The organism is Azospirillum picis (genome assembly GCF_017876115.1).
GTDB lineage: Bacteria > Pseudomonadota > Alphaproteobacteria > Azospirillales > Azospirillaceae > Azospirillum > Azospirillum picis.
In genome coordinates this window covers 130,655-146,432 of the sequence record NZ_JAGINO010000013.1, presented here as the reverse complement: position 1 = coordinate 146,432, position 15,778 = coordinate 130,655, and the positions used below count along the sequence as shown (strand labels likewise).

The 15,778-nt window shown below is 62.4% G+C and carries 9 protein-coding genes; all 9 read left to right on the top strand.

Going from position 1 to position 15,778, the window contains the following annotated elements; translation table 11 throughout:
• The first annotated feature begins 20 nt into the window (after positions 1-20).
• Entirely contained in the window at positions 21-1,910 is a 1,890-nt protein-coding gene (locus J2850_RS17965; RefSeq protein ID WP_209984103.1) for a glycosyltransferase, read from the top strand.
• Positions 1,907-3,724, top strand: a complete 1,818-nt coding sequence (locus tag J2850_RS17960) for a type I secretion system permease/ATPase (protein WP_209984101.1) — start codon at positions 1,907-1,909, stop codon at positions 3,722-3,724. The genes J2850_RS17965 and J2850_RS17960 overlap by 4 nt, the downstream gene beginning before the upstream one ends.
• Positions 3,721-5,076: an HlyD family type I secretion periplasmic adaptor subunit gene (locus J2850_RS17955; RefSeq protein WP_209984099.1), complete on the top strand. Its 1,356-nt coding sequence runs from the start codon at positions 3,721-3,723 to the stop codon at positions 5,074-5,076. The genes J2850_RS17960 and J2850_RS17955 overlap by 4 nt, the downstream gene beginning before the upstream one ends.
• A gap of 2 nt (positions 5,077-5,078) precedes the next feature.
• On the top strand, positions 5,079-6,023 hold the full coding sequence (locus J2850_RS17950; RefSeq protein ID WP_209984096.1) for a hypothetical protein: 945 nt from the start codon (positions 5,079-5,081) through the stop codon (positions 6,021-6,023).
• 13 nt (positions 6,024-6,036) lie between these two features.
• A complete protein-coding gene (locus tag J2850_RS17945; protein ID WP_209984094.1) occupies positions 6,037-7,434 on the top strand; it encodes a glycosyltransferase family 4 protein in 1,398 nt (465 codons plus the stop codon).
• Positions 7,431-8,216, top strand: coding sequence for a class I SAM-dependent methyltransferase (locus J2850_RS17940; protein ID WP_209984092.1), 786 nt, complete (start codon positions 7,431-7,433; stop codon positions 8,214-8,216). Before J2850_RS17945 ends, J2850_RS17940 begins: the two co-directional genes overlap by 4 nt.
• 373 nt (positions 8,217-8,589) lie before the next feature.
• Complete coding sequence (locus tag J2850_RS17935; RefSeq protein WP_209984090.1) at positions 8,590-9,810, top strand: hypothetical protein; 1,221 nt, start codon at positions 8,590-8,592, stop codon at positions 9,808-9,810.
• A gap of 155 nt (positions 9,811-9,965) precedes the next feature.
• Positions 9,966-12,647, top strand: a complete 2,682-nt coding sequence (locus J2850_RS17930; RefSeq protein WP_209984088.1) for a DUF6212 domain-containing protein — start codon at positions 9,966-9,968, stop codon at positions 12,645-12,647.
• Positions 12,648-12,868: 221 nt separating this feature from the next.
• On the top strand, positions 12,869-15,709 hold the full coding sequence (locus tag J2850_RS17925) for a glycosyltransferase (protein WP_209984086.1): 2,841 nt from the start codon (positions 12,869-12,871) through the stop codon (positions 15,707-15,709).
• Positions 15,710-15,778: the final 69 nt, after the last annotated feature.

The window sequence follows — 15,778 nt, the reverse complement described above, 5'->3', positions numbered from 1 at the left end:
CCTGATCAAAGCGCTCTGCCATGCCCGACGCCGCCGTCCTCGACGTGCCTTTGTCTCTCGATCGCCGTGTGCTGGCCGCTTTGGAGGCCGCGGCGCGCGGCGGCGGCGACAGCTCCTGCCGCGACCTGCTGGCGCAGCTGCCGGCGGCCAGCCGGTCGTCGGCACGCGGGGTGGTGCTCGGCGCCGGCTACAGCCTGTGGCACGCGTCCTGGCCGGTGCCGGTTCCACCCTCTATGGGATGGTTGATCGAGCCCGGACGGGTGCGGCGGCTGACCTGGCAGCCGCGCCTGCGTGTCATCGGCGGTCAGCCGCACCTGGAATGCCTGCTCGACACGCCGGCTCCATCCCGCCGGCTGAGCATCGCGGTGCTCACCGAGCGGCAGCAGCTGCGGCTGATCCGCCTGGGCGCACCGGCGCCCGTCTCCGGTCTCGGCGCGCTGCTGGCGCGCACCGGCGGCGAAGCCGGGGCGGCGCGCGCCGTCGGCGACTGGCTGCGCGCGCTCAAGCCCTTCCTGCCCGGCGCTCCGGATGCCGCACGGGCGCTGCTCGAGGCCGAGCGTCTCCATCGCCGCCCGGCAGCGGCGGCCGGCGGCGACCCGCGCGGCGCGGCTCCCGACCAGCCCTTCGGCATCGGCATCGACTACGCGCTGCCGCTCCCCGACGGCAGCGTCGTCGTCAAGGGCTGGCTGCGCGACCCGCTGGCCATGCTGGCCGGCCTCACCGCCACCACCGCCTTCGGCACCAGCGTCGAGGTGGCCTGCCACACCCATCCCGATCCCGCCCGTCCGGGCCAGCGCCTGCTGTTCGGCCGCTCCCAGCCGACGCGCGATCCCGGCACCGGCACCCACCTGACGCTCGCCGCCCGCCTGGCGGGGGGCCACCGCGTCGAGCTGGTTCCCCCCCAGCCGCCGCTGTCGGCCAGCGACCAGCGCGATCTCCTGCTGCGTTCGATCCCGGTGGAGGCGCTGTCGGGCCCCGGCGGGGCGGCCCTGCTCGACGGCGGGCTGGCCCCGGCCCTGGCGGCGCTGCAGGCCGCCCATCGCCAGGGCCCGCGGGTGGCGGCGGTCCGCCGGATCGGCGATCCGCCAACCCGTCCGGCCTGGTCGGTGATCGTGCCGCTCTATCGCAACCTGCGCTTCCTGCGCCACCAGGCCGCCGCCTTCGCGCTCGACCGCAGCCTGGCCGCGGCCGAGCTGGTCTATGTCCTCGACTCGCCCGAGCAGGCCGAGCAGCTCGAGCACATGCTGCTCGGCCTGCACCGCGCCTTCGGCATCGCCGCGCAGCTGGTCGTCCACACCCGCAACTTCGGCTTCGCCTCGGCGATCAACAGCGGCGTCGCCGCCTCCACCGGCTCCCGGCTGCTGCTGCTCAACTCCGACGTCATCCCGCTCGCCGAGCCGACCGCCTGGCTGCCCCGGCTGCAGCGCCACCTGGACCGCACCGACAACGGCGTCGTCGGGGCCAAGCTGCTGTTCGACGACGATTCGCTCCAGCATGCCGGGCTGCATTGGGCGCTGGACGAGCAGGGCGAATGGTACAACCGGCACTACCACAAGGGCTATCCGCGCGACCATGCGCCGGCCTGCCGCAGCCGGTCGGTCCCGGCGGTCACCGGCGCCTGCCTGGCGGTCCGCCGCGCCAGCTTCGACCAGGTCGGCGGCATCTGCGAGGACTATGTCATCGGCGATTATGAAGACAGCGACTTCTGCCTGAAGATCCGCGCCGCCGGCGGCGACTGCCGCTATGCCGCCGACGTCGAGCTCTACCACATGGAGCGCCAGTCGATCCGCGAGCATGCGGCCTATCACCGCACGGCGGCCTGCCACTACAACCGACGCCTGCACCATGGCCGCTGGGCGTCGGCGATCGCCGGGATCGAAGCGGCCTTTGCCAGGAGCCCGGCGCGATGAGCCAGCCCACCAGCGCAGTGCCGGCCGCCAGCCCCCTGGACGAGGCGCTGCGGCGCTGCGCCCCCGGCATGGCGCTGGCCGTCGTGATCAGCCTGTTCACCAGCATCGGCCTGCTGATCGTCCCGCTCTACATGATGCAGATCTACGACCGTGTGCTGTCCAGCCACAGCCTCAGCACGCTGATGGCGCTGACCGTGGTGGCGCTCGGCGGGCTGACGCTCTACGCCGTCCTCGACTACTGCCGCATCCGCATCTACCAGAAGCTGGCGACCTGGCTGGGCCAGCGGCTGGGGCTGGACGCCATCGAGGCGATCATCGCGCAGACCCTGCGCGGCAAGGCCGGCACCCAGGGCCTGCGTGACATCCAGGAGCTCAAGCTGTTCATCGGCGGCAATGCGGCGACCTCGGCGCTCGAGCTGCTGTGGTCGCCGCTGTTCTTCGCCGTGCTGTTCGCCTTCCATCCCGCCTACGGCGTGGTCGCCGTCGCCAGCGCCGCCGTGCTGGTCGTCCTGGCGCTGGCCACCGAACTCGCCACCCGCCGCTCGCGCCGCGACACCGAGGCGGCGACGCTGGCCGCCAACGAGGAGCTGCTGGGCGCGCTGCGCCATGTCGAGGTGATCGACGCCATGGGCATGGCCCAGCCGCTGACCCGGCGCTGGCTGGCCGCCACCGACGAGGCCAACCGGCTGGCCGACGCCAGCCTGCGCCGCGCCACCGCGCTCGGCGCCCTGTCGCGGCTGGTGCGGATGGCCATCCAGATCGGCGCCATGGCGGTGGGCGTCTCGCTGGTGGTCGACAATGCCGCCTCGCCGGGCAGCCTGTTCGCCGCCAGCATCATCGTGGCGCGGGCGCTCGCCCCGTTCGAGCACATCATCAGCGACTGGCGGCGCTGGGCCGCGGCGCTCGGCGCGCAGCGCCGGCTGCGCGCCCTGCTGGCCGACCGCGGCGCCGGCCGCTCGACCATGGAGCTGCCGCGGCCCGAGGGCATCCTGGAGATCGACCGGCTCGTCTATGTGCCGCCCGGCGCCAACCGGGCGGTGCTGAAGGGGGTGTCGCTGTTCGTCGCCCCCGGCGAGGCGGTGGGCATCGTCGGCCCCTCGGCCTCGGGCAAGTCGACGCTCGCCCGCCTGCTGGTCGGCGTCTGGCAGCCGACCGGCGGGGCGGTGCGGCTCGACGGCCACGACGTCTATCTGTGGAACCGCGAGAATTTCGGCGCCCATGTCGGCTACCTGCCCCAGTCGGTCAGCCTGCTCGACGGCACGGTGCGCGACAACATCGCCCGCATGGGCGAGGCCGACCCGCTGGCGGTGGTGACCGCCGCCAAGCGCGCCCACATCCACGAGATGATCGGGCACCTGCCGCACGGCTACGATTCCGAAATCGGCAGTGCCGGCTACACGCTGTCGGGCGGCCAGCGCCAGCGCCTGGCGCTCGCCCGCGCCCTGTTCGGCGAGCCGAGCCTGCTGGTGCTGGACGAGCCCGACGCCAACCTCGACGCCGCCGGCGAAGAGGCGCTGGTGCGGGCGGTCAGCGAGGCCAAGCAGCGCGGCTGCACCATCGTGGCGATCACCCATCACCCCCGCCTGCTCACCGTCCTCGACAAGGTCGCGGTGATGCGCGACGGCATCATCGAGGGGGTGGTCACCCCGACCCAGGCCGCCGCCCGCCTCTCCGGCCGGCCGCCGGAGACGGCTCGGGACGGGGCCAGGGAGGCGGCCAAGGACGGGGCCGGGGCGGTGGTCGCCCTGCCTGCCGCGGAGAAGGCCGCCGGCGAGCCCAAGCTGGTGGCGCGCGCCGCCGGGAGCACGCCATGAGCCTGCCCGCCATCCCCTCCGCGCCGGCCTCCCTGCGGGGCGTGCCGTCGCTGCCGCCCGCCCCGGCGCTCGGCCGCAGCATGGCGATCGCCATGGCCACCATCGTCTTCGGCTTCGGCGGCTTCATCGGCTGGGCGGCCTGGGCGCAGCTCGACAGCGCTGCGGTCGCTCCGGGGGTGGTGTCGGTGGAAAGCCACCGCAAGACGGTGCAGCATCTGGAAGGCGGCATCGTCAAGCGGGTGCGGGTGGCCAACGGCGACCGCGTGCGCACCGGCGACGTGCTGATCGAGCTCGACGACACCCAGGCGCGGGCCAGCTACGACCTGACGCTGGGCCAGCAGCGCGCCGCCCTGGCCCGCCAGGCCCGGCTGCGCGCCGAAGCCGCCGCCGAGACCACGGACCAGGCCGCCCTGCGCTTTCCCGCCACCCTGCTGGCGCTCGAGCACGACCCCGACGTCGCCCGGCTGCTCGCCACCCAGCGCTGGACCTTCCAGGCCCGCCAGGGCGCGCATGCCAGCGCCCTCACCGTCAAGCGCCAGGCCCTGGCCGACCTCGAGGTGGACAGCGCGGCGCTGAAGCAGCAGGAGACCTCCCTGCAGCACCAGCTCGAGAAGATCCGCGAGGAGATCGCCGACACCCGGACGCTGCTGGCCAAGGGGCTGGTGCCCAAGCCGCGCGTGCTGGCGCTGGAGCGCGCCGAGGCCGAGCTGCAGGGCCGGCTCGCCGAGCTGCGCGGCCGTCTGGCCCGCAACGGCGAGGCGGCCGACACCGTCGCCGCCCAGATCGCCGACATGAAGGCGGTGCGGCAGAAGGAGATCGCCCAGGATCTGGAGGCGGTCGACAAGGATCTGGCCGACCTGGCGCAGCGGCTGGTCGGGCTGGAGGACGTGCTGCGCCGCCTCGCCGTCACCGCCCCGCAGGACGGGATCGTCGTCAACCTCCAGGTCTTCACCGTCGGCGGGGTGATCCGCGCCGGCGAGCCGCTGCTCGACGTGGTGCCGGAAAAGGACCCGCTGGTGGTGGACGCCCGCCTCAACCCGCTCGACATCGACAGCGTGCACCAGGGCCTGCCGGCCCAGGTCCGGCTGGTGGCGTTCAAGCGGCGCACGACGCCGACCATCGCCGCCACGGTGATCGACGTCTCGGCCGACCACCTGGTCGACCCGTCCGGCACCCCCTACTACGTGGCGCGGCTGCGGCTCGACCCGGCGGAGCTGGAGCAACTGCCCGAGGTCCACCTGACCCCCGGCATGCCGGTCGACGCGCTGATCATCCGCGGCGAGCGCAGCGCGCTCGATTACCTGCTGTCGCCGATCACCGACGGCTTCGCCCACGCCATGCGGGAGAAATGACCATGCCCGAGGGCACCTCCCCCCCCTCCTCGACGCTGCCGCGGGCCGGGACGTCCGGGGCCGCGCCCGGCGCCGCGGCGCCCGATGCCGCGGTGCTCGATGTCGCCCTCGACGTGGAGGCGCTCGATGCGGCGGCCTGGCGGGCGGCGACGCTCGACGGGGTGATCGACGCCATCGAGGCCGGGCGCATCTATGGCTGGGCCTGGGACCGCAGCGAGCCCGGGCGCCGGGTGCTGATCGACATCTACCATGCCGGCCAGCTGATCGAGACGGTCACCGCCGACCGTTTCCGCGACGATCTGGTCGGGCTCAACCGGCTGGCCGGGATCGAGGCCGACGGCGACGGCCGCCACGCCTTCGCCTGGGACCTGCCGGTCGAGCTGCGCAGCGCCCATCCCGCCGGCTTCCACCTGTGCTTCCACGGGACCAGCGTGGCGTTGCCGCGCTCGCTGCGCGTCGCCCAGGCCGAGGCGGTGGCCTCCGATCCCCACCAGGCGCTGACCGCCGTCGTCCTGGCGCTGGCCCAGCGCATCGCCGGGGTCGAGGCCTCGGTCACCCAGTCGGTCCAGCTCGGCCTGCTGCTGCAGCAGGAGCTGCAGCAGGGCCGCGCCCCCGATCCCCTGCTGCCGCATCTCGGCAAGGGCTTCCGGCTGTGGGCCGGCAAGATCACCGGCCATCTCGACGGCCGGCTGGCCGAGCGCACCGACGGCCTGCACGCCCGGCTGGCCGAGACGGCCGAGGCCACCGCGGGCGCCATTGCCCAGATGGAGGGCTTCCTGCTGCGTACCGACGAGGCGCTGAAGCACACGGTGCGGCGCGACGACCTGGCCCTGCTGCAGGGCCGGCTGCGCCGCGAGCTGGCGCGGCTGGCCGTGGTGGCGCTCGCCGCCGGTTTCCTGGGGGCGGCGGCCGGCGTCTGGCTGTTCGGCCGGCTGATGCTGGGATGAGAGAACACGGACAATGAAAATCCTCTACCTCGCCCACAATCATCCGCAGTTCCACCCCGGCGGCACCGAGATCTTCGCCCACGACCTGTTCCAGGAGATGAACCGCCGGCCGGGGGTCGAGGCGCTGTTTCTCGCCGGGACCAGCGCGCTGCAGCGCCTGCCCAGCCCGGGCACCCCGTTCCAGACCGTCGGGCGCAGCGCGCGCGAGATGCTGGTGTGGACGGGCGGCTTCGACCGCTTCAACCTCTCGCAGGTCGACATCCACGGCGTGCTGCCCGAGCTGGAGCGGCTGCTGCGCGAGGTCAAGCCGGACGTGGTGCATGCCCACCACACCCTGCTGCTGGGGGTGGAGGCCTTCGCCGTCGTCCGCCGCGCCGTGCCCAAGGCGCGGCTGGTCCTGACCCTGCACGACTATCATGCGATCTGCCACAATGACGGGCTGATGGTGGCGCCGGCCGCCGCCGGCCGGCCGCCGGCACTGTGCCGGCAGGCCTCGCCCGACGCCTGCCACCGCTGTTTCCCGGACATCGCGCGCATGGAGTTCCGGCTGCGCGAGCTCTACATCCAGCGCCATCTCGGCCTCGTCGACCGCTTCGTCGCGCCCAGCCGCTTCGCCGCCGAGCGCCACCGCGCCTGGGGGATCGACCCGGCGCGCCTCGGCGTGATCCGCAACGGCCGGCCGGCGGCGGCCCCGGTCCCGGCGCGCCCCGCCGAGGCGCGGGCCGCCGAGCCGGCCTTCGCGGTGTTCGGCAACATCAGCCCGATGAAGGGGACCCTGGTGGCGCTGGAGGCGGCACGGCTGGTCGCCCAGCGCACCCGCCGGCCCTTCTCCCTCACCCTGCACGGCGCGCCGCTGTTCCAGGCCGACGCCTTCGTCGGCGAGCTGCAGGCGGCCGTCGCCGCCCTGCGCGCCACCGGCACCGTCCGGGTGCGGCAGGCCGGCGCCTATGTCCCGACAGAGGTGCCGGCGCTGATGGCGGCGGTCGACTGGGTGATCGTGCCCTCGGTGTGGTGGGAGAACGCGCCGCTGGTGATCGACGAGGCGTTCCGCCACCGCCGCCCGGTGCTGTGCAGCGCCATCGGCGGCATGGCCGAGGCGGTCAGAGACGGGGTCGATGGCCTGCAGTTCGCCGCCGGCGATGCCGCGGCGCTGGCCGAGCGGATGCTGGCCTGCCTGGACGAGCCGGGGCTGTGGGAGCGTCTCAGCGCCGCCGCACCGGAGCCCTGGGACATCGCCGCCTCGGCCGACGCGCATCTGGAGCTTTACCGCTCCCTGCGCCGGTCCTCGAGCCCGGCCCGCGCAGCGGCGGCGGCAAAGACGAAGGGCACGGCCAAGGCGACGGCAGAAGAGGTGAAGGTGGCAGAGGTAAAGGTGGCGGAGAGGCCGGTGGCGGCGGAGATCGGGGCATGACGGCGGTCATCGCCCGCAACCTCGGCACCCCGGAGGCCCCGCTGCCGCCGCCCGAGCTGCACTGTGTCGGTGACGGCGACTTCCGCGCCATCGGCGCCGAGTTCCTCGACCATCTGATCGCGGTCGGCGGCCTCACCGCCGACGACCGGGTGCTGGACGTCGGCTGCGGGGTCGGCCGCATCGCCGTGCCGCTGGCCGGCCATCTCGGCCCCCGCGGACGCTATCTCGGCATCGATGTCAGCGCTGCCGGCATCGCCTGGTGCCAGCATCACGTCGCGCCGCTGCATGACGGCTTCGCCTTTGCCCATCTGGACGCCCACCACCCGCTCTACCACCCGGCCGGGCGGCAGGCGGCGGCGGGGCTGCGCTGGCCGCTGGCCGACGGGGCGGCGGACCTGGTGGTGCTGACCTCGGTGTTCACCCACCTGAGCGCGGCAGAGACCCGCTGGTACCTGCGCGAGATCGCGCGCGTGCTGGCGCCGGGCGGGCGTTGCTTCAGCACCTGGTTCCTGCTGGACGGCGAGGAGACGCCGACGGAGGCCGATCCGCGGCTGCGCTTCGCCAGGGGGGCGGACGGGGCGTTCTACGACACGCTGACCGGCGTGCCGACCGCCGCGGTCGCCTATGGCCGGGACTGGCTGTTCGCCGAGGCGGCGGCGGCGGGGCTTGCCGTGGTCCAGTTCCACCGCGGGCGCTGGTCCGGCGATGCCACCGGGCTGACTTTCCAGGATGTGGCGCTGCTGCGTGCAGCCGCCGCGCCGGATGGTGGGGCGCCGTCATGAGGCCCGAAGGCTCGCAGGCTTTCCAGGAGCGGGGCGGGGGCTTGAGGAGTGGTGAGAGCGGTTTAGAGAGCAAAGGCTTCGGCCGACGCGACAAATGGCATCTTTCGAGCGGTCATACGACGCTCTGCCACAACCGGAAGCGTCCGTGCTGGCGCCGCGTGCGCGCGACGCTGCCTACGCAGCTTGATGCCGTAATAGGCCTGTGGAGGCAAGAGAATGACGGTACTAACCGTGCCGGTTACCGAGAGGAGTGAGGTTCGTTGGGAGCGACACGTCCAGGTTTCCTGTTGGCTGACGCGACACGCGCATAATTATTCAGTATTTTAGAATCCTCTAATCAGAAACTCTACCCTGTGAAGGAAGCTTGAGAGAAATGATCGAAGCCGATTTGGAACTTGTCCTCCCTGCCAGGATCTCTCTTGCGCATGATACTCCTATTTTCGTTGCGGATCTTGAGTGGGCAGATGCCTTGGCCAATCAGAGCAAACTCGGGGTTGTCATCGATAAGCCCATTGGCCCGGGACAAACGCGCTTTGAGGATACAACTATTTATCGATCCTTTAAGGAAGTGTTTGTTGACGGTAGAGATTGGTCGACCACAGAGTTCTTTGCAGAAAATATTCAGAAAATTGATAATGGTCAAATTCTTTGGGGATGTCGTTCAAAGAACGATTTTCTAAAGAGGCTAAATACAACCGTGAGAGATCTTTATTATTCCATACTTAGCAGCGGGTATCTTTCTCAATCCAATATATATTCGTTAAAACAGCAAAACAATTTGCAAGCAATTACAGAAAGATTTATCGGATATCAAGAGAGTGTTCATCAAAATCATGAAATAAAGATTGGCTTTAACGAGCAGGGTGAAGTGATATTTGTCGATGGTCGCCATCGCCTTGCGATCGCAAAGCTCCTTGGTATTCAGGAGATACCGGTTAATGTTGTATTTCGGCACAAAAACTGGGCTGATTTCCACCACCACCTCTTTGCTTTGGCAAAGGGGCTCTCTAACAGTCGCTTGTATCATAAGTTGTCTCATCCTGATTTGACGTATCTGCCTTATGCACACGGTGACGAACGCTTAGACATCATAGATCGAGCTCTCAGTATTATCCAAGCGCCACCAGCCTCAACAAAGGTTCTTGATATTGGCGCGAATATGGGGAACCTAAGCATTCTCTTGGCAAAACGCGGATATTTGTGCACTGCCGTAGAAAATAACTATCCGTATTCGCAAGTAATTTCAAAGATTGCTGACGCCATTCATCTGAATGTAAATGTCGTGAATAAGAGCATATTTGATGTTAGCCCCGTTGGATACGATATAATTTTTGCGCTCAATATATTTCATCATTTTACAAATGACAAAGATCTCTATGATAAGCTCATCGCATTCTTGGGGAAATTAGAATGCAAGTGGCTCGTCCTGCAGCCTCACAATATGTATGCTGGGGACTCCGGCTTCGGAAAATACAAGCCCCTATCACCTGATGCATTTGCAGAATTGGTGAGGGACCTAGGCAACTTCAGAAAAATTCAGTTCTTGTCAAGTGTTAGAAACGATCAGAGAAATGTATATCTTATATCAAGGTAGATAATAATATAGCATATTTGAGGCTCAGAGAATTTAGCCTCAAATATTAAATGGAAAAATGTGAAACAAGATACAATAGGACGAGGCAGAGCATGTACCTAAACATTGATCGTTCCTGCACATATTTGCCGACTCCGCTCGGACGTCAGATTATCATGACCTTCCCGAGCGTCGAAAATGGGCATATACAAATTGACTTTTTAAACGGAGATAACACTTTACTTCATCTAAAGTTCTTTCCCATTGATGGAAAACTTATCGTAAACAAACACATAAACGGCAAATGGGGTATCCCGGAGAGGAGCTTCGGCGCGAAGCTGCGGAAATCCAGTCGTAATACAGTCAAAATTGAACATAGTGAAGGCGCTAGTCACATTGTTTTAAATGGACAGTGGATTGGATGTCTTGTTGATGTGGTACTTGAAGGGAAGCATTGCAAATGTACCGCTAACATTGACGGTTTAGTTCTTTGGTCAACGTCAAGCGCTAACCGGAATTACTGGAGGTTCAACTGCGAAAGCTCCGGAGCAACGGCAAGCGCGCCAGTTTCTCAGGAAAACGCGCAGCTTGAGACTGGCCTATCCGCTATTGTTAGGGCGCGAAACGAGGGACTTAATGTCTACAACTGTCTTTCAAAAGTTGCCCCTTTCGTTGATGAAGTTATTGCAATCGACAATAACAGCACAGACAATACATTTAACGAAATGCATAGAGCTCAAAGGGAAAATTTTAATATAAGGATACACTCGTACTCCATTCCGGTGCCGAGGGTTGGAAAAGATCATCGGCAGGCACTTAAACAGTTTTCGCCAAACACTCTAGGACGATATTACAATTTTTGCCTTTCGAAATGCCGTACAACAAATTTTATGAAGTGGGACGCTGATTTCCTTCCTATTACAAAAAATCTGCAGGACATGATAAGTGTCATGCACCTGAGGCAGAGAACTGACTGTTTTACGGTTTGGTTCTCTGGTATTTCGATATGGACAGATGGGAAAAATTTCTGGGTTGACCGGACGAACACATATAATGAATTCCGTGCACACTCCAAGATTCATGGAGCAAAGTGGGTTGATTTGCCTGATTGGGAGGAAATGGATCAAACATATTTGTTTTCTGCGCACAAGCTCTTTTATACAGTTCCTGTATTCGCCGAAATATTTCATATAGATGTCGATGAGTTTGAGCGGAGAGGGGTTGTCCGGAACGATGAGCGTGACGCTCATCGTGCCGATGCAATCGGCTATTATAAAGAAAATGGTGGATTGCCGAAGGAGTCATTTGAAGAGTGCGACTTGAATGAGATCTTATCGGCTAAGTCGCAACTTACGCATTCTCTTGTTAACAGACGGGAAAAAGAACTTAAGCGCTATATGGGCATGCGCTTCGATTCCGCGCCTCAAGTGCACCTTCATGAAATAAAATCGAATAAAACCATAGTGAATAATTTTGAAGAAGTCGAGCAAGCCACTCTCGCTGTTCTCTGTATCACACACAGAAATAATTCTTCTCGCATGGACGTAATAAGATCTTCTATGAAAAAGGAGTTTGATAAACTAAGGGTACCGTTTTATTTTGTGGTTGGAACAAACAAGACTAGTTATATTGACGGAGATGTACTTTATGTAACGGCAAGCGACTACTATGAGGGGCTTTCTCAAAAAGTAAGCTCTGCATTTAAGTATATTATAGAGAATACTTCTATTAGATATGCTCTTAAAATTGATGATGATTGTTTGGTAAATGCTTATCAGATATTGCAATTCCCGTACTGGGAGCACGACTACGTTGGCGGTGGTGTGTCCGGTGGTCGCAATTCTACATTTGACTGGCATAACGGAAAGTGTCGGAACGATCAGCTACATCGCCAGTCGGTGGATGTCAGCAAGGTAGGGCACTGGTATGGAGGCGGCTTTTCTTACTTCCTTTCAAGGAAGGCGATGGAAGTGATAGTCCATAAAAAGACGGAAGTCGAAAAGATTCTATATGAAGATTATGCAGTTGCGTTGGCTCTGCGCGAGGGCGGATTAGGTGAAGATTGCCAAAAAATGGTGACTTATCCTATGGCCAGCTTCCAGAAAGCGGGAAAACACATGTTGGCCAGTGTAGTGGGCGTTTTTGATATACCATCCGACCTAGATTATGGCCGTATATTCTCTGAATTCATGCACATCAGGAGCTTTTACGCTCCTGAGGGAATGGTTAAGGTAAATACAGATTGGTTTGATTGGAGCACTTTCCCGATTGGAGATGAGGCTGATGTTCATCAGCAAACAAAAAACGATGGGGACGAAGAGGATGAAACGATTGTCCTCGAGAATCAGGAAAGAGATGCTTTGGAGTCAACGGAGCGCTATGGCAGAGAATATCGACTTTCCCTGGAACATCTCAGTCGCGCTTATGAGATCTCGCCTCATCGGGGTGATGTCGGTTTCGATCTCGTGAAGCTCCTCGAAGGCTCGCGCGTTTTCGTCCATCCCTTGGAGGATCATGTAACGACGGTCTGTGTCCCAGGTGCTTGTGCACCTGGATTCCAGATGGTCCGCGTGACTGTTCGCACAGAGCATAGCAGAGCACGCCCAGTTGAGTATGGAGTCGCAATATTGCCGAAAGGGACGTCATTTCCCGAATTCCTTGAATCATCATCCAGTGTAGATTCTAGATTCTCGGGGTGGATCTCTGTAGGCGCTGAGGTGGACTGTACAATTGAGGTAAACCTTGGCACTCCTCTCGATGAAGCTGCTGATGTCTTTGTCGCTACGCGCATCCCGATAAACGGAAACTCAGAATTTGCCTGGGCAACCTGCCGAAACTTTGACTTCTTCAAGAGTTAAGCACGGTTGAAGCAGTGGTATCTGCAGGAAATCACACGAGTATGCAGGTTGACCAAGCAATGTCAGTATGAATCAACCTGCCACTCATTAACTTTGTACATCGTCGTGATATGCGAAAATGGGGCTAAGGGTGCGGTTTTATCTCCTTACGTATGATGCATCGATGCTACTGTATCAAGCGAATCTGCAATGAGGCCTAATCTATCTTATTAGGATATACAATGCATCGCCCGCTACCGTTGTCTCTTGGCTCATTACTAAAAAAAGAGAGTTGCTACGGCCGACTCAGGCTGTGCATCGTTACGGCGGATCTTCTAGGAGCGGTACGCAATGGAGGTATTGGCACTGCCAATTATTATTTAGCCTCCGAACTCGTCAAGGCCGGGCATTCGCTCAAGGTTTTGTTGACACTGCAGAGCGTTGCCGGTTCGGAAACCTTCGACCAGGGCTGGACTGAGCCATACCGCCAACTGGGAATTGACGTAGTCATTGCGGAAGTTTGGGCGCGCTGTAAGTATTTATTCAATACATTTCCGGACCACCCCTCACTTCGCATAGCGAAGAACGTCTATGATTGGCTTTCGACGCAGGAATTTGACTTGGTGATCCTGATGGATTGGCAGGGACACGGCTTTTATGCTCTCAGCGCTAAGCAGGCAGGGTTGAGCTTTCAGAACACGACCTTCATTGTTCAGACGCACAGCCCGAGTCTGTGGCATACAATGAACAATGCAGCTATACCGCCACACCCGGTCCAAGCAATCGGGTATTTCATCGAGCGTCGGTCGATTGAAATGGCCGATGCGGTGATCAGCCCTAGCGTTTATATGTTAAATTGGGCGAAGCAGCATGGCTTTGCTCTCCCGAATTTTGCATTCGTGCAGCCAAACCTGATTAATGCTCCCGAACAAACAGATGCGGATGTAGCCGCACGGGCAGCGGTCGATGAGATAGTGTTCTTCGGGCGTCTTGAATACCGCAAAGGGCTGCTGCAGTTCTGCGACGCTATTGATCGCTTGGTGGCGCAGGGAGCTACGCCGCGGCAGGTCACTTTTTTGGGCAAATTCTCGAAGGTTGGCACAGAGCATGCCGGACTTTACATTAGTCGTCGCGCGATCGCATGGCCATTCCAGGTGCGCATTCTCGCGCGCTATGGGCAAGCTGAGGCACTACGCTATTTGGCTGGAAACGGTCGCGTTGCCATAATCCCTTCTGTGGCGGACAACTCCCCGTACACGGTCTACGAATGCCTTGTTGCGGGCGTTCCCTTTTTATCGCGGAACGTTGGCGGGATCGCCGAGCTAATTCACCCGGATGATCACGCTGCCTGCCTGTTCAATGACAATCCAAATATGCTTGCACGGAGCCTCGCCCGCATTTTGGAGGAGGGGGCACCAAAACCGCGTTTGGCCTTCGACCTTGAGGAAAACCGCCGCGCTTGGCGTGAAGGTCTCAGCCACCTTCATCAGCAGGTGATGAAGGCGCGCCAACCCGATGCAGCAGCGGTAACGCTCCCGCTCGTTTCGGTCTGCCTCACTCATTACGCACGCCCTCAGTTGCTCCGGCAGGCCGTTGTTTCGTTGATGGAGCAGGACTACCCGAAGTTCGAGGTGATCCTGGTGGACGACGGCAGCCCGGATGAAGAAACCTCCGACCTCCTGCAATCCTGGGAGGGCGAGTTTGCACGGCGGGACTGGAGCATCGTGCGCCTCGACAATGGCTATCTTGGACGCGCCCGCAATGCCGCTGCGCGCGTCGCACGCGGCGAGTACCTGCTCTTCATGGACGACGACAACGTTGCCCGCCCTTTCATGATCAGCCGCTTCGTCCGCGCGGCGCTGTCGTCGGAGGCGGACCTCGTGACGTCGGTCTTCGATGTTTTCACCGGGACAGAGCCGCCGGACAGCCAGACCAAGCCGGTCGAGCGGTACCTGCCAGTCGGCGGTATTCTGTCGTTTTCTGTTGTCGGCAACGCGGTCGGTGATGCGAATGCGCTGATGCGCCGCTCGACCTTTGAGCGGCTTGGCGGCTTCTCGGAAGACTACGGCCTAGGGCACGAGGATTTTGAGCTGTTCCTGCGCGCGGTCCTGGCCGGGGCGAAGACGGCTGTGGTTCCGGAATCCCTTTTCTGGTATCGGCGAAACTCGGCTTCTATGCTCAGTGTCACGCACGCAGAGGCGAACCGTCTGCGCAGCCTTAGACCGTTCCTTGAAGGGCTGCCGGCCCCACTGGCCGAACTCGCGGTGCTGGCCCACGGCGTGGCCGCCGCATCTTGCTTCCCGCCGGAGCCATCCGTGCTGGCATTAGACAACGCAGCCCACCTATCAGCAGAGGAGTTGCGACGGCTGGATCATACCGACCCTGACGCGCCAAGCGCCGTGGCAATTGTATGCAAGGCCTTGATGCTGTCTAATCAAGATAGGATCGCAGCGGGTATTCTGGCCGACATCTGCCACGACGAGAACCTTGCTGTGGAGTCCGCGGAGAGGATTGCTGCTATTGAGGCGCTTATGATGTTGCACACTCGGGCTGGCGACACCGACGCGCTGCAACGCATTCTCGACGATCAGCTGGATCTTGGCCTATCGAAGCAATCAGTGGCGCGGTTATATGGGTTAGCAACTCCGACACTCTTTGAGAACCCGGAGACGCACACGGTAGGCATTGCGATGGCCCGCCGTCAGCTTGAACTCGATCCCGACGATATTTCAGGCCGGTTGGTTTTCTCGCAGTACCTGCTGAACGACGGGGCAATAGCGGAGGCCCTTCCGATCCTAGACGAGGCCCTCGTGCTGGCTGATCGTGAATACCTTCGCCTCCGTCCTGATATCGGCCGGGCTGTGGCGCAGCAGCAATTCGCTTGTGGTATGGACCACTTTGCGCACCATGGCCGACTTGAGAACGCTCCTTGGCCTGAAGCTGCGCTCTTTCGCAAGGCAGTTGAGCAGCTCTGTCGAGCGATCCAAAGTGGAGAGCGGCCTGCGATCACGCTTTTGCCGGAGGCAGCGCAGAGAATACGTTTTGCATTGGAGGCATTTGCGCGTCCTACAGAGGCACAATGATCAAAAACTAATTGATCTTTGATCATTTGAAAAAGTTGTTTGAAATCATGCATGGAAGCGGACAAGCCC

Excerpts from the sequence above, each read along its gene's own strand:
- J2850_RS17940 (WP_209984092.1), top strand. The coding sequence starts at position 7,431 with ATGACGGCGGTCATCGCCCGCAACCTCGGCACCCCGGAGGCCCCGCTG.
- J2850_RS17950 (WP_209984096.1), top strand. The coding sequence starts at position 5,079 with ATGCCCGAGGGCACCTCCCCCCCCTCCTCGACGCTGCCGCGGGCCGGG.
- J2850_RS17930 (WP_209984088.1), top strand. The coding sequence starts at position 9,966 with ATGACCTTCCCGAGCGTCGAAAATGGGCATATACAAATTGACTTTTTA.
- J2850_RS17945 (WP_209984094.1), top strand. The coding sequence starts at position 6,037 with ATGAAAATCCTCTACCTCGCCCACAATCATCCGCAGTTCCACCCCGGC.
- J2850_RS17965 (WP_209984103.1), top strand. The coding sequence starts at position 21 with ATGCCCGACGCCGCCGTCCTCGACGTGCCTTTGTCTCTCGATCGCCGT.
- J2850_RS17925 (WP_209984086.1), top strand. The coding sequence starts at position 12,869 with ATGCATCGCCCGCTACCGTTGTCTCTTGGCTCATTACTAAAAAAAGAG.
- J2850_RS17960 (WP_209984101.1), top strand. The coding sequence starts at position 1,907 with ATGAGCCAGCCCACCAGCGCAGTGCCGGCCGCCAGCCCCCTGGACGAG.
- J2850_RS17955 (WP_209984099.1), top strand. The coding sequence starts at position 3,721 with ATGAGCCTGCCCGCCATCCCCTCCGCGCCGGCCTCCCTGCGGGGCGTG.
- J2850_RS17935 (WP_209984090.1), top strand. The coding sequence starts at position 8,590 with ATGATCGAAGCCGATTTGGAACTTGTCCTCCCTGCCAGGATCTCTCTT.